Here is a 20,183-nt window from a genome sequence, read left to right on the forward strand (position 1 = left end):
GCTTTATATGGACTTGCGGCAGTTGAGGGGCTTTGTCGCCGTCGCGGGGGCGGGCACCGTCACCGGCGCGGCGAACGCGCTCGGCCTGGCCCCGGCCTCGGTGTCGGAGCAGGTGCGCAGGCTGGAGGGCAGCCTCGGCGTGCCGCTGTTCGAGCGCACGCCGCAGGGCATGCGGCTGACCGAGGCCGGCGCGGCACTGCTCGGCCGCGCGCAGGGCCTGCTCGACCACGCCGAGGAGGTGCGCCGCGCGGTCACCGGCCGGCGCCGCCGGGTGCGCGTCGGCGCGCTGGAGATGCTGGCCGCCGCCCGGCTGCCGGCCGTGCTGCGCCGCCTGTCCGAACGCCGCCCCGACCTGGACGTGGACGTGCGCTCCCTGATGCGGCAGGACCTGCTGGCCCAGGTGGCCTCCGGCGACCTGGACGCGGCGCTCCTGCTCGACCTCGGCCCGCGGATCGGCGGCCTCGGGTTCACCCCGCCGCCCGGCATGGACTTCCTCGACGTCGGCGAGGTCGCGCTGTCGCTGGTCGCCGCGCCGGACGGCGAGCGGGAGCCGCTGCTGGTGAGCCCGCCCGGCTGCTCGATCCGGCTCGCGGCCGACCAGGCGTTCGGCCCGGACGTGCCGCGCAGGGAGCTGACCAGCATCGCCACCGCCCGCGAGTGGGCCAGGCAGGGCTTCGGGCAGGCCCTGCTGCCGGACTTCGCGCTGGGCGCCGACCTCGGCTCCGGCGCGCTGGTCGCGCTCGACTGCCGGGCGCCCGCGCTGGCCCTGCGCCTGGTCTGGCTGCGCGGACGCGAGGAGTCGCTGCGGGACGTGCTGTACGCCATGAGCGCCTGATCCGGCGGCCTGTTCACTGGTCCTTGCGCCGGGCCTTGATGCCGGTGATGCGGCGGAACACGTCCCACCAGAAGGGGGCGCCGAACAGCAGGGCCACGTACGTCAGCAGGTAGCCGGGCCAGTGGCTGGGGGTGGTGAGCCGGCTCCACCAGGTGGCGCCGTTCCAGTGCAGCGTGGGGTCGCCCTCGGCCGGGATGGCGATGCTGACCAGCGCGTGCTGGAGCATCTGCACCATCGCGGGCTCGCTGAGCGTCTCGGTGATGCACGGCACGGGGTCGGACTGGCCGCACCGGGCCTTGAGCTCGTCGTAGGCCGCCGGGCCCGCCTCGGCCACGGCGGTCACCGAGGCGCGGAAGGCGTTGTCGCGCAGCAGCGTCTTGCCGTACTCCAGGCCGTCCATGGTGAACAGCAGCGTGACCAGGAGGCCGAGGACGGCCACCACCCACTTGACGTAGCGCTTGTACAACATCGACAGGCGTTCCATCTCGCCGTCGAACCAGGTCTCGACGCCCTGCCTGAACCGGTCGAGGTCGCGCTGCGCGGTCTCCCAGACGCCGCGCAGGTGGCCGTACAGGGGGCTGCCCATCTCCTTGAGCTTGGCCAGGAAGCCCTCGACGCCCTCGGGCTCGGCGGCCGCCATCTCCATCAGGGCGACGGCGAAGCGCCCCGGCGGGATGTTGGCGATGCTCGTCCGGCCCTTCGTCGGGTGGTCGATCTCCTGGACGCGTTCGTACAGCAGCCTGACCATGGCGTCCTGCGCCTTGGGCTCGGCGACCGGCAGCGTGCCGGGCTCGGCGGGGGCGGGCTGGTCGCTGTGGACCGGCCGGGGATCACGGGTGAACGGCAGCGCGGCGAACACGTCGCGCACCTTGGCGGGCAGCCACGACCTGCCCTGCGCGTCGGCGCCGTCGAGGGTGTCCCTGAGGTAGGCCCACAGGAACTTGCTGCGGATCGCGAGCAGGCGCACGAACGCCTCGTTGACCCCGCTCACCAGCAGTGAGAGCAGCAGGAACGACACCACCAGGCCGAGGGCCAGGTCCACGTAAACGGATAACACCTGCGCCTTGATACACCCGGCCGCGGACCGGGATCAACCCCCGTAGAAGACGCGCTCGACGACCTGGCGGGCGCGGCGGGTGACGCGGCGGTAGTCGTCGAGGAAGTCCTCCGAGCCGTCCGGCGGGTAGCCGAGCGTACGGGCGATGAGCCGGCGCTCCCCCGCCTCGGCCGGCACGCTGTCCCCCGGCCTGCCCCGGACCAGCATGATCGCGTCGCGGACCCGGGAGGCGAACCGCCACGCCTCGGCCAGCACGCGCTCGTCGTCCGGGTCCAGCAGCCCCTCGGCCGCCGCCGCGCGCAGCGCCCCGATGGTACGGGTGGTGCGCAGGGCCGGCACCTCGCCCGCGTGGCAGAGCTGGAGCAGCTGGGCCACCCACTCCACGTCCGACAGCCCGCCGGGGCCGAGCTTGGTGTGCAGGGCGGGGTCGGCGCCGCGCGGCAGCCGCTCGGCCTCCATGCGCGCCTTGAGCCGCCTGATCTCCCTGATCGCGTCCTCGCGCAGCCCGCCGGCCGGGTAGCGCAGCTCGTCGATCACGGACGTGAACGCGGCGCCGAGCGAGGCGTCGCCGGCCGAGAAGCGGGCGCGCAGCAGCGCCTGCGCCTCCCACGGCGACGACCAGCGGGCGTAGTAGGCCCGGTAGGAGGCCAGCGTGCGCACCAGCGGCCCCTGGCGGCCCTCGGGGCGCAGGTCGGGGTCGATGAGCAGCGGCGGGTCGGGCGCGGGCAGCGACAGCAGCCGGCGCAGCTCGTTGGCCACGGCGAAGGCGGCGTCGGTGGCCTCCCGCTCCTCGACGCCGGGCAGCGGCGAGTGCACGAACATCACGTCGGCGTCGCTGGCGTACGAGCACTCCATGCCGCCGAGCCGGCCCATGGCGACGACCGCGAATTTGGTCACGTCGGGGGCCTTGGCCAGCGCGGCGTCGAGCGCGGCCTGCAGGGTCACGTCGGTGAGCGACGACAGGGCCGTGCCGACGGCCTCGATGTCGAGCAGCCCCGAGATGTCGGCGACGGCCGTGCGGAACAGCTCCCTGCGGCGCAGCCCGCGCACGGCCGCCACCGCGGTCTCCGGGTCGCCGGCGTGCCGGGACACCGCGGCCGACGCCTCGCCGCGCAGCGACTCGGGCGGGCGCACGGCCAGCTCCGCGTCGGAGCCGAGCATCGCGACCGCGTCGGGGGCGTGCATGAGCAGTCCGGTGGCGTAGCGGCCGGTGCCGAGCACCCGCGCCATGCGGGCGGCCACCGCCGTCTCGTCACGCAGCAGCCGCAGGTACCAGGGGGTGCTGCCGAGCTTGTCGCTGACCTGGCGGAAGCCGAGCAGCGCCGCGTCGGGGTCGGGCGTGTCGGCGAACCAGCCGAGCATGACGGGCAGCAGCGTGCGCTGGATGGCCGCGCGCCTGGACACGCCCGTGGTCAGCGCGGCGATGTGCCGCAGGGCGCCGCTCGGATCGACGTAGCCGAGCGCCTCCAGCCGGGCCGCCGCCGCGGCCGTGGACAGCCGCGCCTCCGACTCCGGCAGCCGGGCCACCGCCTGGAGCAGCGGCCGGTAGAACAGCTTCTCGTGCAGCCGCCGCGCCTCCATGGCGTGCCGGCGCCACCGGGCGGTGAACTCCCCCACCGGGTCGGCCTGCATGCCGAGGGCACGGCCGAGCCTGCGCAGGTCGGCCTCGTCGGTGGGCAGCAGGTGGGTCCGCCGCAGCCGGTGGAGCTGCAACAGGTGCTCGACCTGGCGCAGGAACGAATACGCCTCGGCGAGCCCGCGCGAGTCGTCGCGGCCGACGTAGCCGCCGCGGGAGAGGGCGGCCAGGGCCGGGAGGGTGGCCCGGCGGCGCAGCAGCGGGTCGAGCCTGCCGTGCACGAGCTGCAGGAGCTGGACGGCGAACTCGATGTCGCGCAGCCCGCCGGGCCCCAGCTTGAGCTGCCGCTCCCCCTCGGCGCGCACGTGCGACTCGACGCGGCGGCGCATGGCCTGGACGTCCTCGACGAAGTGCTCGCGGGTGGCGGCCGTCCAGACCAGGTCGTTGACCGCCTGGACGTAGGACTCGCCGAGCTCCTGGTCGCCCGCCACCGGACGGGCCTTGAGCAGCGCCTGGAACTCCCAGGTCTTGGCCCAGCGGCGGTAGTAGGCCAGGTGGCTGGCCAGGGTGCGGACCAGCGGGCCGGACCGCCCCTCGGGGCGCAGGCCGGCGTCGACCTCCCACAGCGAGCCCTCCTGGGTGGCCGCCGTGCAGGCCCGCATCATGGCCTGGGCCAGCCGGGTCGCCGACCGCAGCGCCTTGGTCTCGTCGGCGCCCTCGCGCGGCTCGGCGACGAAGATCACGTCGACGTCGCTGATGTAGTTGAGCTCGCGCGCGCCGCACTTGCCCATGCCGATGACCGCCAGGCGCGCCTCGGAGTCGTCGACCTCGGCGCGGGCGATCGCGAGGGCGGCCTCCAGCGCCGCGCCGGCCAGGTCGGACAGCTCGGCCATGACCTCCGCGAGCGTGGCCTGCCCGGTCAGGTCGCGGGCGGCCAGGTGCATGAGCCGGCCCCGGTAGGCGACCCGCAGCGCCACCAGCGGGTCGGGGTCGCCGGCGCGCGGCTCGGGCTCGCCGGGCTCGGCGCCGACGGCGCGCAGCAGCGCGGCGCGCGCCTCGCCCAGCTCGGGCTCGGCCAGCAGGGCCGTCTGCCCGGGGTGGCGGACCAGGTGCTCGCCGAGCGCGGCGCTGACGCCGAGCACGGCGAACAGGCGCGCCCTGAGCCGCTCGTCCTCGCGCACCGCGGTCAGGACGGCCGGCTCGCGCTCGGCCAGGCGGGTCAGCGAGACCAGGGCCAGGTCGGGATCGGCCACGGCGACCAGGAACTCCAGGAGGTCGTCGAGGTCGGCCGGGGTGCGGTCGAGCAGCTGGGCGGCTCTGGCACCGTCGGCGAAGCCGAGCTTGGCCAGGCGTGCGGCGGTCGATTCGATCCTGGGCACCTGCTCATCTTGACAGGTGGCTTCCGGAAAGCCGTAGAGTACAACGCAACGTAGCGTTGTGTTTTGCTGAGGAGGGGGACGACATGAGCCGGATGCCCGCGGCGGTGACCTGGGGACTGCTGGCGGCCTGGGCCGTGCACGACGCCGAGGAGCTGGCGACCATGGCGGGATGGGCGCGGCGGGCCCGTCCCCGGCTGGAGCGGCTGTACCCGGGGGTGCCGTGGGAGCGGCTGGAGGTGTCGCAGGCGCGGGTGAACGTGGCGATCGGGCTGATGGGCGGCGTGGTGGCGGGGGCCTCGGCGCTGGGGGCGCGCAGCGGCGGGCGCAGCCCGGTGTTCCAGGCGGTGCTGGCCGGGTTCGGGCTGCACGGGGTCGTCCACCTGGCGCAGGCGGCCGCCACGCGGGGGTACACGCCGGGGGTGGTGACGGCGCCGCTGGTGGTGATCCCGTTCTCGGCGTGGGCGTGGCGGCGGTTGCGGCGGGCGGGGGTGGTGGCGGCGCCGGGGCGGTCGGCCGCGTTCGGGCTCGCGGCGCTGCCACTGGCGGTGGGTGGCGTGCACGCGGTCGCCCACCTGCTCACCCGCCGCCACGACCGGGCCGCCGAGCCATCGGCCGCTGAGTCGTCGGCCACGGAGTCATCTGCCACGGACGGCCTCGGCCGCGACCGCTGGTTCTGACCCGCACCGGCGTCCGGCTCCTGGCCGCCCGGGTTGGGCTGTCAGGTCGGGCGGGAGGCTTTGACCACCTGGGCGAACGCCTGCGCCACCGGGCGCCAGGTCGCGACCAGGGCGGGCTCGGCGGCCTTGACGGCGGCGTTCAGGTCCTCGGCCGCCGCCAGGTCCGACTCCGCCGTCCAGGAGGTGAAGATCTCCGGGGTGGCCTCGGGGTGGAACTGCACCGCCCAGGCGCGCTCGCCGACCCGGTAGGCCTGGTTCGGGTACTGGGCCCCGGTCATCAGCGGCACCGCGCCCTGCGGCAGCCGCGTCATGGCGTCCTGGTGGTACTGGATGGCGGTCGCCCTGGCCGGGACGCCGGACAGCAGCCGGTCGGAGGCGGCGGCGGGCAGCGCGACCACCTCGCACGCCCCCACCTCCAGGCCGTTCCCGCCGCGCTCGACCGTGCCGCCGAGCGCCATGGTGAGAAGCTGGGCGCCGAGGCAGATGCCCAGCGTGGGCGTGCCCTCCGCCACGGCGCGGCGCAGCAGGGCCCGGGTGGCGGGCTGCCAGGGGCTGCGCTCGTCCTCCCAGGCGGCCGCGGCGCCGCCGAGCACGATCAGGCCGTCGGCGGCCCGCTCCGGCACCGGCTCGCCCCGGTACGGCCGTACGACGTCGCAGGTCAGGCCCAGCCAGTCCGTCAGGTAGCCGAGCCCGGCGCCGGCCTCGTGCTCGATCACGGTGATGCGCATATCGGGTAATTTATCCGCATTTTTTGGCGAAAACGCCCTTACGCCCGCCGTGCGAACTGCGCGCGCGACGGCCGGTGATTCCCGGCCCCGGACGGCGTCCCTAGGATCCGGCTATGAGATTCGACGAAGTGGACGGGCTCCGCGTCGCCACGTTCGGCACCGGCCCCCGCAAGGTCATCGCGGTCCACGGCATCAGCGCCTCGCTGATGGCCTGGGGCGCGGTCGGACGACGGCTGCCCGAGGAGTGGTCGCTGATCGCGATGGACCTGCGCGGCCGTGGTCACAGCGCCTCCCTGCCCGGCCCGTACGGGCTGCCCCGGCACGCCGAGGACGTCCTGCGCGTCGCCGAGCACGTCGGCGCGGGCCCGGACGCGGTGCTGGCCGGCCATTCGATGGGCGCGTACGTGGCCGTGCTGGCCGCGGCCGAGCGCGACTTCGACCGGGTCGTCCTGGTGGACGGCGGCCTCCCCCTCCCCCTGCCCGAGGGCGAGGACCCCGACGCCGCGCTGGCGGCCACGCTCGGCCCCGCGCTGGCCCGGTTGCGCCGGACGTTCGCCTCGCCGGAGGAGTACGTGGACTTCTTCAAGGCCCATCCGGCCTTCGTCGGCCACTGGAGCCCCGACGTGGAGGCGTACGTGCGCTACGACCTCGACGGCCCCGAGGGCGCGCTGCGCTCGCGGGCGGTCGGCGAGGCCGTGCTGGCGGACGGGCGCTGGATGCGCACCGAGACCGACGAGATCGGCGCCGCGCTGGCCGCGATCAAGGCGCCCGCCCACCTGCTCAGGGCCCCGCGCGGCCTGCTGAACCAGGACACCGGCATGCTCCCCGACGAGGTCGCCCGCACCTGGACCGCCCGCGTGCCCGGCCTGCGCGACGAGGTCGTGCCCGACTGCAACCACTACACGATCCTGTTCGACGAGCAGCCGGTGACGACCGTCCTGGAACGGATCACCGGGGCATGAGAAAGGCCCCCGAGCCGAGCTCGGGGGCCGTTCGCAGACGCAGGTCAGCGTGGAGCGATCCACGTGGCGCGGGCGGCGGCCACCAGGGTGCCGTCGTCCTCGTAGATGCCGCTCTCGCCGTACATCTTGCGGCCGTCGCGGCCGGTCGGACGGGCCACGACGGAGTAGCGGCCACCCGGCAGCACCGGGCCGTTGATCTGCACGACCAGGCGGCCGAGCAGGGCCGACTCACCGGGGCCGAAGTGCGCCCAGCCGGTGATGCAGTCGAGCACCGCGCCCACGATCGAGGCGGGCACGCCGTCCTCGCCGCTCACCGTGAACGGCACCCGCCAGCCGGCGGCGACCAGGTCGGAGCCCTCCACCGGGCCGGGGAAGATGCGCAGGCCGTCGCCCGGCTCGCGCAGGCCGCAGGCGAAGCACTCGGCGAACGGGTGGGCCTGCAGGCCGACGAACCCGGCCTCGGCGCGGGCGGCGTCGGTGAACGGCACGAACCCGGGCCCGGTCAGGGTCTCCGCGACGGGGATGGCCTCGACCAGGACCTTGTCGCCGTCGGACAGCGAGACGCTGTTGGCGACGTGCTCCAGGCGCAGCTCGGTCTCCAGGGGCGTGGGCGCGTGCAGCGTGACCTCGACCGCTGATCGGCCGCCGTTCAGCGCCTCTGCCATGGTGCCCGCGATCCAGCCGCCGTTGGCGACTCCCACCGGGCCCCGGAAACGCTCGGGAACGGTCAACACGGTCTGCAGGGCAGCCGTCGTCATGCCACACCCTCCAATATCGCCCCAGAAGGCGAGAAGTCCGGAAATATCGTAAAGAGTAGGCCGATTTTACTGGACTCCCGGATTACCACGATGCTGGGGGTCCCTGACCGACGGCCGACTCATGCCATAACGCCACAGGCGTGGCCGAAACTTCCCCGGCCGCCCCCGGCCGTCCCCTCCCAGGGTCGGCGCCGTCCATGGCACGGATGTGACTCGGGGGTGAGGAACAACGAAAATCGGCCCCAACCCGGAGCCGCATCTGTATCCGGGGTGAGACCGATCAAGGCGTCGGCAGTACCTTATCCCGTGATTTCCCCGCCCCGGGCCCATTCCCGGTGAATCCCGTCGGACCGTTCCGGCGGCCGGGCGCGCCCGCCGCGCGCCCCCGCGCCCTATGCTGGCGCGAACAGGGGTCGAAGCGAATCCGATCGGGCGGGGTGGGTCTGTGCAGCGGGCGACGTTACGCTTTCCGCCCGGGTCGCTGGTCGTGCTGACCGGGCTGCCCGGCGCCGGCAAGACCACGCTGCTGCGCCGCCTCTACGGCCTCCACGGCGCCGAGAGCGCGCCCGTCGCCGCCGACGCGGTCGTGGTGATCGACTCGGGGCAGTCCCGCCTGCGCTGGGACGGCCGGATCCTCTGGGCCCCCCGTCCGGTGCGCCGCGCCGTGGTGTTCGCCACCCACCTGAGCCGCATCAGCCGGGCGCTGGCCGGCGGTCAGGCGGTCCTCGCGCACAACCGGGGCTGCGCCACGTACGTGCTGAAGGGGTTCGCCTGGCTGGCCCGCAGGCAGCGGGCGAGCTTCCACCTGCTGCTGCTCGACGCGCCGCCGGAGGCGGCGGTCGCCGGGCAGCACGCCAGGGGCCGGGTGGTCGCGCCCCGCACGTTCGCCCGCCACCGCCGCCGCTGGGAGAGCCTGCTGGCGCGGGTGACCGGCGGCGACCCGGCCCCGGCCGTCAGCGCGCACGTGCTCACCCGCGCCGAGGCCGACCTGCTGGAGCACATCGTCTTCGACAGCGCCGACCGCGCCCCCGCCGACTGACGGCGTCCGAGGATGCGGACGCACGAGGGAGGACCCATGAAGCAGTACCTGCTCACCCTGTTCGAGCCCGACGGCCCGCCGCCCGAGCCCGCGGTCCTGGAGCCGATCATGCGCGACATCGGCGCGGTCGAGGCGGAGATGCGCGCGGCCGGCGCGTGGGTCTTCTCCGGCGGCCTGGCCCCGGCCGAGCAGGCGTCGGTGATCCGGATGCGCGCGGACGAGCCGTTCACCACCGACGGCCCCTACACCGAGGGCAAGGAGCACGTCGGCGGGTTCACCGTCATCCGGGCCCCCGACCTGGACGCCGCGCTGGAGTGGGGACGCCGGCTCGCCCGCGCCGTGGGCGTGCTGCCGGTCGAGGTGCGCGAGTTCAAGGGCTGAACCGGGCGGGTCTCCCCCGCCCGGCCTCACAACACCGGCAGGTAGCGGCCCAGCTCGAACTCGGTGACCGTACGGCGGTACTCGCGCCACTCGGCCCGCTTGTTGCGCAGGAAGAAGTCGAAGACGTGCTCGCCCAGCGTCTCGGCCACCAGCTCGCTGCGCTCCATGACGGCGATGGCCTCGTCGAGCGAGCCGGGCAGCGGCTGGATGCCCAGGGCCCGGCGCTCGGCGCTGGTCAGGGTCCAGACGTTGTCCTCGGCGGCCGGCGGCAGCTCGTAGCCCTCCTCGATGCCCTTGAGCCCGGCGGCCAGCACCAGCGCGAAGGCCAGGTACGGGTTGCACGCCGAGTCGAGGGAGCGGAACTCGACGCGGGTCGAGCCGCCCTTGTGCGGCTTGTACATGGGCACCCGGACCAGCGCCGAGCGGTTGTTGTGCCCCCAGCACACGTAGGAGGGCGCCTCGCCGCCCTGCCCCGCGATGGCCTCGGCGCCGCCCCACAGCCGCTTGTAGGAGTTGACCCACTGGTTGGTGATGGCGGTGATCTCGGCGGCGTGCCGCAGCAGGCCCGCGATGAACGAGCGGCCGATCTTCGACAGCCGGTAGTCGGTGCCCGCCTCGTGGAAGGCGTTGCGGTCGCCCTCGAACAGCGACATGTGCGTGTGCATGCCCGAGCCGGGGTGCTCGGTGAACGGCTTGGGCATGAACGAGGCCCAGATGCCCTGCTCCAGGGCGACCTCCTTCATGATCAGCCGGAACGTCATGATGTTGTCGGCCGTGGTGAGCGCGTCGGCGTAGCGCAGGTCGATCTCCTGCTGGCCGGGGGCGCCCTCGTGGTGGCTGAACTCGACGGAGATGCCCATCGACTCCAGCATCATGATCGCCTGGCGCCGGAAGTCGTGGCCGGAGCTGTGGGGCGTGTGGTCGAAGTAGCCGCCGGAGTCGATCGGCTCGGGCCGCTGCCCGGCCTCGGGACGGTTCTTCAGCAGGAAGAACTCGATCTCGGGGTGGGTGTAGAAGGTGAAGCCCATGTCGGCGCACTTGGCGAGGGTGCGCTTGAGCACCCAGCGCGGGTCGGCGTGCGACGGGGTGCCGTCGGGCATCAGGATGTCGCAGAAGATGCGCGCCGCGCCCGGCGTCTCGCTGCGCCAGGGCAGGATCTGGAACGTCGAGGGATCGGGCTTGGCCAGCATGTCGGACTCGTAGACGCGGGCGAAGCCCTCGATCGCCGAGCCGTCGAAGCCGATGCCCTCGGCGAAGGCGCCTTCCAGCTCGGCGGGCGCGATCGCGACGGACTTGAGGAAGCCGAGGACGTCGGTGAACCAGAGCCGGATGAACCGGATGTCGCGTTCCTCTAGCGTGCGGAGCACGAACTCCTGCTGGCGGTCCAAGGCGTCCCCTCGTTGAAGACGGTGCGGGTCTTGATATCAGCATGCCGTGCCCGTGTTTCGCACACGTTACGGGGGGTGCCGGTGCGAGCCTCACTGACAAAGGGGCCGCCCAGATCTACTGTGATCACGCAGTTAGTCTCGGGGGAGGCATTGGTGGCTATCGACCTGCTCAATCACAAGCTCGATCGGGCGTTCGACCACATCGACGCGAACGGCAACGGCGTCGTCGAACGGGAGGACCTGCTGGGGCTGGGCGCACGCCTGCTGGTGGGTTTCGGGGAGTCCCCCACCTCGGTCACCGGCAACCGGCTCGTCGGCAGCTTCGACGGCATCTGGTCGACGTTGTCGCGGGCGCTCGACCGCGACGGCGACTCCGGCATCGCGCGCACGGACTTCCGCGGCGGGATGACGGCGGCGTTCGTCACCGGCGACCGGTACGAGCCGGTGTTCCGGCCGGCGACGGTGGCGGTGGCCCAGCTCTGCGACGGCGACGGCGACGGCCTGATCCGGCCGGGCGAGTTCCGGACGATGCTCAGCGCGTTCGGCACCGCCTACGACGACGTGGACGAGGCGTTCGACCGGCTCGACCGGGAGGGCAGAGGCGCGCTCACCGTCGAGGAGCTGATCCGCGCGGCCGAGGACTACTACCGCAGCTCAGACCCGAACGCCGCGGGCAACTGGCTTTACGGTCCGCTGTGAACACGGCCGTGAGCACCACCGTGTTCGCCACGGTGCGCACCGCGCTCCGCTCGGTCCTGCACTGGAAGCCGATGTTGCCGCTGCCGCGCAAGGGCGGCTCGCCCGCGCTGGCGCTGCTGCCGCTCGTCGAGCGGGTGCCGGCGATGGCGGCGCCCTGCCGGATGCACCCGGCCGTGTACGCCATCGAGGCCGCGGTCATCGACTGGGCCAGGCGGACGGGCCTGCGCGCCGACGCCGGGGTGGGCTTCCACCGGATGGCCGGGCGCGCGTTCGCCGAGTTCGACGCGGCCGCGGCGGCGCTGTTCGCCCAGTGGCTGACCTGGCTGTTCCACCTCGACGACGAGCTGGACGAGGGGTCGTGCCCGCTGGACATCTTCGGCGGCATGCTCAAGGGCGCGGCCCGGCACCCGCTGGAGGCCGCCTTCGCCGACCTGTGGCGGGTGACCAGCGCGCGGATGAGCGACCAGTGGCGGGCCCGCTTCGCGGTCAACCTGCGCCGCCAGGCCGACGCCTGCCGCACCGAGGCCGACAACCGGGCCGCCGGGCGCATGCCGACGCTGGAGGAGTACCCGGCCCTGCGCAGGGGCACCGTGGGCCCCTACCTGTACGACCTGGTGGAGCCGTGCCTGCGGGTCGAGGTGCCGGCCTGGGTGGTCCAGTGCGACCCGTGGCGGGAGCTGGTGGAGGCCTGCAGCGACGTCACGGCCTGGTGCAACGACGTGGCCTCGCGGCCCAAGGAGCGCGGCGACGTGCACAACCTGGTCGAGCTGGCGGTGCGGCAGCTCGGGCTGGGCGAGCGCGAGGCCGTGGCGTGGGTGCTCGACCGGATCGCCGGGCGCTGCCAGGACATGAACCGGGCGGCCAGGCGGCTGCCGCTCGACGACCTCCCGCCCAAGGCGGCCAGGGACGTCAGCAAGGTGGCCTGCGCCTACCTGGCCGCGCCGCGCGCCCACCTGGACTGGCTGCTGGAGTCGTCCCGGTACGCCTGAGCCGATCAAGGGGAAGGTGGTCAGGCGGAGGCGCCGGCGAGCATGTCGCCGGCCGCCGTCCGGCGGTAGACGACCTGCTTGCCGAGGCGCAGGCCCACCGCCAGCCCGCCGTCGCTGAGCACCCCGAGGTGCTGGCTGACCGCGCCCGGGGTGAGCGACATCCGGGCGGCCAGCGCCGAGGTGGTGCTCGGCTCGGCCAGCGCGAGCAGGATCTGCGCCCGGCTGCGGCCGATGAGCGCGGCCAGCGCGCCGGGGGCGGGCGGCGGGCCCTGCTCCCACAGCGTGCCGACGCCGAGCACCGGATAGACGAGCATCGACTGGTACGGAGCCGACATCACGGCCACCGACGGCCAGTAGAACGCGCTCGGCACCAGCAGCAGCCCGTCGCCGTGCAGGCCGCCCGCGTGGCACCAGGGCCGGTCGATGAGCAGCCGCTCCCCCGTCCACTCCACGGCGGGGCCGAGCCCGGCGAACAGCTCCCTGGCCCCGCCCTGGGCGAGCTGGCGGGAGCGGCGCAGCACGTCGCGTTCGAGCAGCCCGTAGACGCGCGGCCAGAACTCCTCGAAGCAGGCCCGCCAGTACGTCTCCAGCGCGTGGGCCACCCGGGCCACGCCGGCCGCCGGGTCCGCCATGAACCGGTCGAGCGGCGCCCGGTCGGTGCCCGCGATGGTCGCGGCCTCCGTGCGGGCGCGTTCCGGCGGCGTGCTCCGGACCTGCTCCAGCTCGGCGGCGAAGTCGGGCAGCGGCGTCTGCGGGGGCGGGGTGATGAAGTCGGCCAGGTAGCCGGTCGGCGGCACCAGCGCGAACAGCTCGTCGAGGTCGAGCCCGGCCAGCCGGGGGCGCACGGCCTTGACCCAGGGCAGGTGGATCGACTGCCTGGAGGGGTCCTGGAGGGTGCGCAGGCTCGCGACCAGCTCCCACATGGGCGAGAACGCGAACCGGATGCGCGCGACGTCCTCCGGCTTGAGGTCCCAGGTGACGGCCATGGTTTTAGTGTGCACTAAATCGATGGCGCCTCGGCCGTCCAGACCTGACCCTTGGTCCGTGTCTAGCACCGCTGTTGAGAAGCCTTCCTTCCTCCGCTCCCAGATCGGCGGACTGCCGCGGCCCTTCTGGGCCCTGTGGAGCGGCACCCTCGTCAACCGCCTGGGCACCCTGGTCATGCCGTTCACCGGCGTGTACCTGACCCACTCCCGCGGCATGTCGGTGACCGCCGTGGGCCTGGTCATGGGCGTCTACGGCGCGGGCTCGCTGCTGTCGCAGATCCTCGCCGGCGTGCTCACCGACCGGATCGGTCGCCGGGTCACGCTGGCGGGCGGCATGCTGGCCACCGCGGCCACCATGCTGGCGCTCGGTTACAGCACCTCGCTGCCGGCGATCGTCGCCTCCATGTTCGTGCTCGGGCTGGTGATCGACATCTACCGGCCGGCGTCCAGCGCCCTGGTGGCCGACCTGGTGTCGCCGTCGGAGCGGGCCCGCGCTTACGGGTTGCTGTTCTGGGCGATCAACCTGGGTTACGCGGTCGGCATGACGGCCGGCGGCTGGCTGGCGAGCGTCGGGTTCGCCTGGTTGTTCTGGATCGACGCGGCCTCGTGCCTGGTCTTCGCCGCGCTGGTGTGGCGGGCGGTGCCGGAGACCCGGCCGCCGGCGCGCGAGTCGTCCGGCGGGTTCGGCGTCGTGCTGCGCGACCGGCTGATGGTGGCCTTCACGCTGGTCGTGCTCGGCAACGCGCTGGTCTACCTGCAGACCGTGACCATGCTGCCGGTCGCGATGACGTCGGTGGTGAAGCTGACGCCGGGGCAGTTCGGCCTGGCCATGGCGCTGAACGGGGTGCTGATCGTCGTGGTCCAGCCGCTGGTCTCCGGCTGGCTCGGGCGCAGGGACCCCTCCCGCACGTTCGCGCTCGGGCTCGCGGTCATGGGGGCCGGGTTCGCGCTGACGGCCTTCGTCACCACGACGTTCTGGCTGGCCGTCACGATCGCGGTGTGGACCGTCGGCGAGATCATCACCGCGGGCATCTCCGGGACGATCGTGGCCGCGCTGGCCCCCGAGCACCTGCGGGGGCGGTACTCGGGGCTGTTCGGCTTCGCCTGGTCGCTGGCCTCGGTGCTGGCGCCGCTGATGGGCGGCCCGCTGCTCGCGGCCGGGCCGAAGACGCTGTGGTTCGCCGTGGGCGGCGTCGCGCTGGTCTCGGCGGCCGGCATGCTGGCCCTAGGCCCGGCGATCCGGCGGCGCTGACGCGGCCTGAGGTCCGGGGCGGCTTTCCACGGAATCCGCCGCCGTTGAGAGAATTTTGATCGGATGTTGGCTTCGTCCCGATAATTTCCTGCCGATCACGGAAGGAAATGGTGGGATGCGCCACGCAGTCTGGGCGCGCCGGGCGGTGACGAGGCTGGCCACTCCCCGCGTCGCGATCGGGATCGCCACGTTCGCCGTCGTGCTGGAGCTGGCCGACATCTGGGTGACCGCCCAGTTGCCGCCGTCGCCGTACACGCCGCTGCCGTTCGCTCCGGAGGACATGGCGGGCACGGCCTTCCCGGTCTTCGGCGCGATCCTCGTGCACAGCAGGCCGCGGCTGGTCATCGGCTGGCTGCTGTGCCTGGGCGGGGCGAGCGCCGCGGCCAACATCCTGTCGGCCAACCTCTACCAGCTGCTCGACGGACGGCCGGGGCCGCGCTGGCCGGTCGTCAACCTGACCTGGAACGTCTGCGAGCTGACCCTCGGCGTCCTGCTGCCGCTGCTGTACCCGGTGGGCAGGCTGCTGTCGCGGCGCTGGCGGGCGGTGATCGCGCTGGCCGTGGCCGGGCAGGCGCTGGACTGGGCCGGGCTGCTGACCGGCCGGCCGGAGCTGCGCGAGGCCGGGCACGGCACGCTCTCGGCGAGCATGGTGCTGGCCTTCGCCTCGCTGGTCGTGCGCTTCCGGCGCGGCGACGCGGTCGAGCGGCGGCAGCTCCTGTGGCTGCTGGTGGCCCTGCCGGGCCTGCTGGTGCCCTGGATGCTCGGCGCGGACGTCTGGTGGGTGGCCTCGCTGGCCATCCCGCTGATCCCGGCGGCCATCGCCGTGGCGGTGCTGCGCTACCGGCTGTTCGGCATCGACACGCTGATCAGCAGGGCGCTGGTGGGCACCGGCCTGGCCATCGTGATCACCCTCGTGTACGTGGCGGTCAGCGCGGCGCTCAGCCTGTTCCTGTCGGAGGTGGACCGGATCGCCGGGATCCCGGCGGCCCTGTTCGCCGGGGCGTTCTTCCAGCCGATGCGCCGCGGCCTGCAACGCGGCGTGGACCGCCTGCTGTACGGCAGCACCGGCGTCCCCGGCACGCTGGCCCGGCGGCTGCGGCACCGGCTTCAGCACACCGACCCGGTGCACGGCCTGCTGGCCACGCTCGACGTCCTGCGCGAGGGCCTGTCGGTGACCGGCGTGGCGGTCGAGGCCGACGGCGCGGTCACCACGTCCGGCGTGGTGGCCGCGGCGGCCAGGACGGTCCCGCTGGTGTGGCACGGCGAGCCGGTCGGGCTGCTGCTGATCGGGCCGACGGACCGGCGCAGGTTCCCCGCGGCCCACGACGAGCGGGTGATCGCCACGATCACGCCGTACATCGCCGACGCCGCGCACGCCGTACGGCTGACGGCGGCGTTGCAGCGCTCGCGCGAGCGCATCCTGACCGCGCGGGAGGAGGAACGGCGGCGACTGCGCCGCGACCTGCACGACGGGCTCGGCCAGTCGCTCACCGGCATGGCCATGTCGATCAACGCCGCCCGGCTGACCGTGCACAGCGCCCCCGAGCAGGCCGACCGGCTGCTGGCCGGGCTGCGCGCCGGCATGGACGCCGTGACCGGCGACATCCGGCAGCTCGTCTACGGCCTGCGCCCGCCCGCCCTGGACGAGCTGGGCCTGGCCGGCGCGGTCGAGGAGCTGGCCGGGACGCCGATCGAGACGTCGGGCGAGCTGACCGGCCTGCCCGCCGCGGTCGAGGTCGCGGCCTACCGCATCGTGCAGGAGGCGCTCACCAACGCCCGCAAGCACGCCAGTGCCTCACGGATCACGGTGGCGCTGCGCCGCGACGACCGGCTGCGCGTCACGGTCGCCGACGACGGGATCGGCCTGCCGCCGGACGCGCGGCCCGGCGTCGGGCTGGGCTCGATGCGCGAACGGGCCGCCGAGCTCGGGGGCACCTGCGCCGTACGAGCGGGACGGGGAGGTGGCACGGTTGTCCACGCCGAACTCCCCCTGTGACAATTCGCCATATCCCCGGACGTGTTCTCCCTCTACGCTTACCCCTGACATGCTGACATTCACCGCACTGGGACCGTTCCACGCCTGGAGCGACGGCGTCCCCCTCGACCTCGGCGGCCAGCGGCAGCGGGCGGTGCTCGCCCGTCTGCTCGTGGCGGGCGGCCGGGCCGTGCCCGTGCACACCCTCATCGACGAGCTGTGGCCGGGCGATCCGCCCGCGCAGGCCCTGTCCACCATCCAGGGCTACGTCTCCCGGCTGCGGCGCGCGCTGGAGCCCGGCCGCGCGCCGCGCGAGGAGGCCGAGGTGCTGGTCTCGGCCGCGCCCGGCTACGCGCTGCGCGCCGCGCCCGAGCAGGTGGACTCGTGGCGGTTCGAGGGCCTGGTGAAGACCGAGGGGCCGCCGCCGCAGGTGTGGGCGGCCATGGAGAGCGCGCTCGGGTTGTGGCGCGGGCCGGCGCTGGCCGAGTTCGCCGAGCTGACCTGGGCGGCGACCGAGGCGGGCCGGCTGGAGGAGCTGCGGCTGATCGCGGTCGAGCGGCGCGCCGACGCCGGTCTCGCGCTCGGCCGGGCCACCTCCCTGGTGGCCGACCTGGAGGCGCACGCCTCGGCCCATCCGCTGCGCGAGGAGGCGTGGCGGCTGCTGGCCCTCGCGCTGTACCGGATGGGCCGCCAGGGCGACGCGCTGGCCGCGCTGCGCCGGGCCCGCGCGGTGTGGCGGGACGAGCTGGGGCTCGACCTGTCGGCCGGGCTGCGCCGGCTGGAGGCCGACATGCTGGCCCAGCGGCTGGAGGAGCCGCCGCCCCCGCCGTCCGCGCCGTCGTCCCCGGCGCCGTCGTCCCCGGCGCCGTCGTCCCCGGCGCCGTCGTCCGCCGCGCCGGCCGCGGCCGCCGACGAGCGGGTGCTGCGCGTGCTGGTGGCCGACGACCAGGCGCTCGTACGGGCGGGGCTGCGCGCCATGCTCGACAGCGAGGACGGCGTCGCGCTGGCCGGCGAGGCCGCCAACGGCGAGGAGGCCATCGCGGGCGTGCGCGCGCACCGGCCGGACGTCGTGCTGCTCGACATCCAGATGCCGCACCTGGACGGCCTGGCCGCCGCCCGCCGGATCCTGGCCGGGGAACGCCCGCCCAAGGTCGTCATGATGACGACGTTCGGCAGCGACGAGAACCTGTACGCGGCGCTGCGCGCGGGCGTGAGCGGCTTCGTGCTGAAGACCTCGGCCCCCGAGCAGTTCCTGGCCGCCATCAGGGCGGCCGCCGTCGGGGACGCGCTCATCGACCCGGCGGTCACCACCCGGCTGATCTCGGCGTTCGCCGGTCGCACCGACCCGGCCTCGCCGCCGGCGCTGGCCGGGCTCTCCGACGCCCGGCTCGACGTGCTCAAACTCGTCGCCCGCGGGCTGACGAACCGGCAGATCGGCCAGACGCTCGCGCTGCCCGAGGAGGAGGTGTCGGCGCTGGTGAAGTCGCTGCTGGACCACCTGGGGCTGTTCGACCGGGCGCAGCTGGTGATGGCGGCCTACGAGTCCGGATTGGTCACCCCTGGCGACATGGGACACTTTTCGTCGCTTTGACGATAAAAATCGGGTCGTACTAGGCTAATGACGTGGCACAACTGCGCATAGCCCTGGCACAGACGAACCCGACCGTCGGCGACCTCGCCGCCAACGCCGAGCGGCTGGTCGCGTGGACCCGTGACGCCGCCGAGCGGGGCGCTCACCTCGTCGTCTTCACCGAGATGTTCCTCACCGGCTATCCCGTCGAGGACCTGGTGCTGCGCACGTCCTTCGTGGACGCCAGCATCAGGACCCTGGAGGAGGTGGCGCGCAGGCTCGACCGCGAGGGACTGGGCGACCTCCCCGTGGTCGTCGGCTACGTCGACCGCGCCGGCCTGGCCCCCCGCGTGGGGCAGCCCAAGGGCGCGCCGCTGGACGCGGCCGCGCTGCTGCACAAGGGCGAGGTCGTCACCCGCACGGCCAAGCACCACCTGCCCAACTACGGCGTGTTCGACGAGTACCGCTACTTCGTGCGCGGCGACCGGTTGCCGATCTTCCGGCTGCACGGCGTGGACGTGGCGATCGCGGTCTGCGAGGACCTCTGGCAGGAGGGCGGGCCGGTGTCCGTCGTCGGCCAGGCGGGCGCCGGGCTGCTGGTGGTGCCGAACGCCTCGCCGTACGAGAAGGAGAAGGACGACGTACGGCTGGAGCTGTGCGCCCGCAGGGCGCGCGAGGCCGGCTGCGCGCTCGCCTACGTCAACCAGGTCGGCGGCCAGGACGAGCTGGTCTTCGACGGCGACTCGATCGTCGTGGACGGCTCGGGCGAGCTGGTCGCGCGGGCCGGTCAGTTCCGCGAGGAGCTGCTGGTCGTGGACCTCGACCTGCCGGTCGCCGACGCCGAGCCCGGGACGTTCCCCCACGACGCCCTCGACGGCACCACGATCACCGTGGAGCGCCGGGTGCTCTCGCAGGAGCCCGTGGCGCCCTACCCGGCGGCGCCCGCCCCCGTCGCCGAGCGGCTCGACCTGGCCGCCGAGGTGTACTCGGCCCTGGTGCTCGCGGTACGCGACTACGTGGCCAAGAACGGCTTCCAGTCGGTCATCCTGGGCCTGTCCGGCGGCATCGACTCGGCCCTGACGGCGGCCATCGCCTCCGACGCGATCGGCCCGTCCCGGGTCCACGTCGTGCTCATGCCCTCGCGCTACTCCTCCGACCACTCGCTGGCCGACGCCGAGGACCTGGTGGCCAGGCAGGGCATCAACTCCAGGATCGCGCCGATCGCCGAGATCGTCACGGCCTTCGAGAAGGAGATCGAGCTGTCCGGCCTGGCCGCGGAGAACCTCCAGGCCAGGGTGCGCGGCATGATCCTCATGGGCCTGTCGAACGAGCACGGCCACCTGGTGCTCACCACCGGCAACAAGAGCGAGCTGGCGACCGGCTACTCCACCCTCTACGGCGACTCGGCCGGCGGCTTCGCCCCGATCAAGGACGTGCCGAAGACGATGGTGTGGGAGCTGGCCAGGTGGCGCAACGCGCACACCTGCGAGGGCTTCCTGATGGCCGTCGAGCAGCCGATCCCGGAGAACTCGATCACCAAGGAGCCCAGCGCCGAGCTCCGTCCCGACCAGCGCGACACCGACTCGCTGCCGCCGTACGAGGTGCTGGACCGGCTGCTGGACGACTATGTGGAGAAGGACATGGGCTCGCAGGAGCTCATCGCGGCCGGGCACGACCCGGCGCTGGTCACGCGGGTGATCAGGCTGGTGGACCTGGCGGAGTACAAGCGCCGCCAGTACCCGCCGGGCCCGAAGATCACGCCGAAGAACTTCGGGCGCGACCGCCGTCTGCCCATCACCAACCGGTGGCGGGAGACGACCGGCTGACCCACCGCCCTCGTCCACCTGAGGGCGACGGGCCGCCCTCTTATTGCGCAAGGCTCGATGTTGCCGAACTGGGCGCTGGTGTTGAGCAGCCCGAGCCCGACGTTGG

17 protein-coding genes are annotated in these 20,183 nt (G+C 73.9%); 11 read left to right on the forward strand and 6 right to left on the reverse strand.

Features of this window, described 5'->3' with window-relative positions; genetic code table 11:
• Positions 1–7: 7 nt before the first annotated feature.
• The gene (locus ACWEJ6_RS18020) at positions 8–835 is read left to right on the forward strand and encodes a LysR family transcriptional regulator (protein WP_364331905.1); all 828 of its coding nucleotides are present in this window, start codon (positions 8–10) and stop codon (positions 833–835) included.
• A 13-nt stretch (positions 836–848) separates the two neighbouring features.
• Here the strand turns inward: ACWEJ6_RS18020 and ACWEJ6_RS18025 are convergent, their stop codons facing one another.
• Together ACWEJ6_RS18025 and ACWEJ6_RS18030 are read right to left on the reverse strand one after the other, a co-directional pair.
• Positions 849–1,892: a hypothetical protein gene (locus ACWEJ6_RS18025; RefSeq protein ID WP_452424746.1), complete on the reverse strand. Its 1,044-nt coding sequence runs from the start codon at positions 1,890–1,892 to the stop codon at positions 849–851.
• Between the two features lie 33 nt (positions 1,893–1,925).
• On the reverse strand, positions 1,926–4,847 hold the full coding sequence (locus tag ACWEJ6_RS18030) for a bifunctional [glutamine synthetase] adenylyltransferase/[glutamine synthetase]-adenylyl-L-tyrosine phosphorylase (protein ID WP_452424748.1): 2,922 nt from the start codon (positions 4,845–4,847) through the stop codon (positions 1,926–1,928).
• A gap of 83 nt (positions 4,848–4,930) precedes the next feature.
• Here ACWEJ6_RS18030 and ACWEJ6_RS18035 point away from each other — a divergent pair, with 83 nt between their 5' ends.
• The gene (locus ACWEJ6_RS18035; protein ID WP_387666051.1) at positions 4,931–5,524 is read left to right on the forward strand and encodes an HXXEE domain-containing protein; all 594 of its coding nucleotides are present in this window, start codon (positions 4,931–4,933) and stop codon (positions 5,522–5,524) included.
• A gap of 41 nt (positions 5,525–5,565) precedes the next feature.
• Here the strand turns inward: ACWEJ6_RS18035 and ACWEJ6_RS18040 are convergent, their stop codons facing one another.
• Positions 5,566–6,252: a type 1 glutamine amidotransferase gene (locus ACWEJ6_RS18040; protein ID WP_452424750.1), complete on the reverse strand. Its 687-nt coding sequence runs from the start codon at positions 6,250–6,252 to the stop codon at positions 5,566–5,568.
• Positions 6,253–6,365: 113 nt separating this feature from the next.
• Here ACWEJ6_RS18040 and ACWEJ6_RS18045 point away from each other — a divergent pair, with 113 nt between their 5' ends.
• The gene (locus ACWEJ6_RS18045; protein ID WP_452424752.1) at positions 6,366–7,214 is read left to right on the forward strand and encodes an alpha/beta hydrolase; all 849 of its coding nucleotides are present in this window, start codon (positions 6,366–6,368) and stop codon (positions 7,212–7,214) included.
• Between the two features lie 44 nt (positions 7,215–7,258).
• Here ACWEJ6_RS18045 and ACWEJ6_RS18050 read toward each other — a convergent pair whose 3' ends face one another.
• The gene (locus ACWEJ6_RS18050; protein ID WP_352353435.1) at positions 7,259–7,972 is read right to left on the reverse strand and encodes a PaaI family thioesterase; all 714 of its coding nucleotides are present in this window, start codon (positions 7,970–7,972) and stop codon (positions 7,259–7,261) included.
• A 445-nt stretch (positions 7,973–8,417) separates the two neighbouring features.
• Here ACWEJ6_RS18050 and ACWEJ6_RS18055 point away from each other — a divergent pair, with 445 nt between their 5' ends.
• The gene (locus ACWEJ6_RS18055; RefSeq protein ID WP_397162277.1) at positions 8,418–9,011 is read left to right on the forward strand and encodes an AAA family ATPase; all 594 of its coding nucleotides are present in this window, start codon (positions 8,418–8,420) and stop codon (positions 9,009–9,011) included.
• A gap of 36 nt (positions 9,012–9,047) precedes the next feature.
• Positions 9,048–9,392, forward strand: coding sequence for a YciI family protein (locus ACWEJ6_RS18060; RefSeq protein WP_397171064.1), 345 nt, complete (start codon positions 9,048–9,050; stop codon positions 9,390–9,392).
• Between the two features lie 26 nt (positions 9,393–9,418).
• On the opposite strand, the gene glnA is transcribed toward ACWEJ6_RS18060, so the two are convergent.
• Positions 9,419–10,780 carry a type I glutamate--ammonia ligase gene (gene glnA, locus ACWEJ6_RS18065; protein WP_352328047.1) on the reverse strand — a complete coding sequence of 454 codons (1,362 nt, stop codon included), beginning with the start codon at positions 10,778–10,780 and terminating at the stop codon, positions 9,419–9,421.
• 153 nt (positions 10,781–10,933) lie between these two features.
• On the opposite strand from glnA, the gene ACWEJ6_RS18070 reads away from it, so the two are divergent.
• Both ACWEJ6_RS18070 and ACWEJ6_RS18075 read left to right on the forward strand, forming a co-directional pair.
• The gene (locus tag ACWEJ6_RS18070; protein WP_364331930.1) at positions 10,934–11,479 is read left to right on the forward strand and encodes an EF-hand domain-containing protein; all 546 of its coding nucleotides are present in this window, start codon (positions 10,934–10,936) and stop codon (positions 11,477–11,479) included.
• An 8-nt stretch (positions 11,480–11,487) separates the two neighbouring features.
• Entirely contained in the window at positions 11,488–12,468 is a 981-nt protein-coding gene (locus tag ACWEJ6_RS18075; RefSeq protein WP_387666039.1) for a terpene synthase family protein, read from the forward strand.
• A gap of 20 nt (positions 12,469–12,488) precedes the next feature.
• On the opposite strand, the gene ACWEJ6_RS18080 is transcribed toward ACWEJ6_RS18075, so the two are convergent.
• A complete protein-coding gene (locus ACWEJ6_RS18080) occupies positions 12,489–13,454 on the reverse strand; it encodes a DUF5937 family protein (RefSeq protein WP_387666037.1) in 966 nt (321 codons plus the stop codon).
• Positions 13,455–13,512: 58 nt separating this feature from the next.
• On the opposite strand from ACWEJ6_RS18080, the gene ACWEJ6_RS18085 reads away from it, so the two are divergent.
• The 4 genes from ACWEJ6_RS18085 (at position 13,513) to ACWEJ6_RS18100 (ending at position 20,077) form a co-directional block, all read left to right on the forward strand.
• Positions 13,513–14,706, forward strand: coding sequence for an MDR family MFS transporter (locus ACWEJ6_RS18085; protein WP_387666035.1), 1,194 nt, complete (start codon positions 13,513–13,515; stop codon positions 14,704–14,706).
• A 115-nt stretch (positions 14,707–14,821) separates the two neighbouring features.
• A complete protein-coding gene (locus ACWEJ6_RS18090; protein ID WP_452424757.1) occupies positions 14,822–16,702 on the forward strand; it encodes a sensor histidine kinase in 1,881 nt (626 codons plus the stop codon).
• Positions 16,703–16,751: 49 nt separating this feature from the next.
• Complete coding sequence (locus ACWEJ6_RS18095; RefSeq protein ID WP_452424759.1) at positions 16,752–18,272, forward strand: BTAD domain-containing putative transcriptional regulator; 1,521 nt, start codon at positions 16,752–16,754, stop codon at positions 18,270–18,272.
• A gap of 32 nt (positions 18,273–18,304) precedes the next feature.
• Positions 18,305–20,077, forward strand: coding sequence for an NAD+ synthase (locus ACWEJ6_RS18100; RefSeq protein ID WP_358294231.1), 1,773 nt, complete (start codon positions 18,305–18,307; stop codon positions 20,075–20,077).
• Positions 20,078–20,183 lie beyond the last annotated feature (106 nt).

The organism is Nonomuraea sp. NPDC004702 (assembly GCF_053601695.1).

Excerpts from the sequence above, each read along its gene's own strand:
- ACWEJ6_RS18040 (WP_452424750.1), bottom strand. The coding sequence starts at position 6,252 with ATGCGCATCACCGTGATCGAGCACGAGGCCGGCGCCGGGCTCGGCTAC.
- ACWEJ6_RS18045 (WP_452424752.1), top strand. The coding sequence starts at position 6,366 with ATGAGATTCGACGAAGTGGACGGGCTCCGCGTCGCCACGTTCGGCACC.
- ACWEJ6_RS18080 (WP_387666037.1), bottom strand. The coding sequence starts at position 13,454 with ATGGCCGTCACCTGGGACCTCAAGCCGGAGGACGTCGCGCGCATCCGG.
- ACWEJ6_RS18050 (WP_352353435.1), bottom strand. The coding sequence starts at position 7,972 with ATGACGACGGCTGCCCTGCAGACCGTGTTGACCGTTCCCGAGCGTTTC.
- ACWEJ6_RS18020 (WP_364331905.1), top strand. The coding sequence starts at position 8 with ATGGACTTGCGGCAGTTGAGGGGCTTTGTCGCCGTCGCGGGGGCGGGC.
- ACWEJ6_RS18095 (WP_452424759.1), top strand. The coding sequence starts at position 16,752 with ATGCTGACATTCACCGCACTGGGACCGTTCCACGCCTGGAGCGACGGC.
- ACWEJ6_RS18090 (WP_452424757.1), top strand. The coding sequence starts at position 14,822 with ATGCGCCACGCAGTCTGGGCGCGCCGGGCGGTGACGAGGCTGGCCACT.
- ACWEJ6_RS18060 (WP_397171064.1), top strand. The coding sequence starts at position 9,048 with ATGAAGCAGTACCTGCTCACCCTGTTCGAGCCCGACGGCCCGCCGCCC.
- ACWEJ6_RS18035 (WP_387666051.1), top strand. The coding sequence starts at position 4,931 with ATGAGCCGGATGCCCGCGGCGGTGACCTGGGGACTGCTGGCGGCCTGG.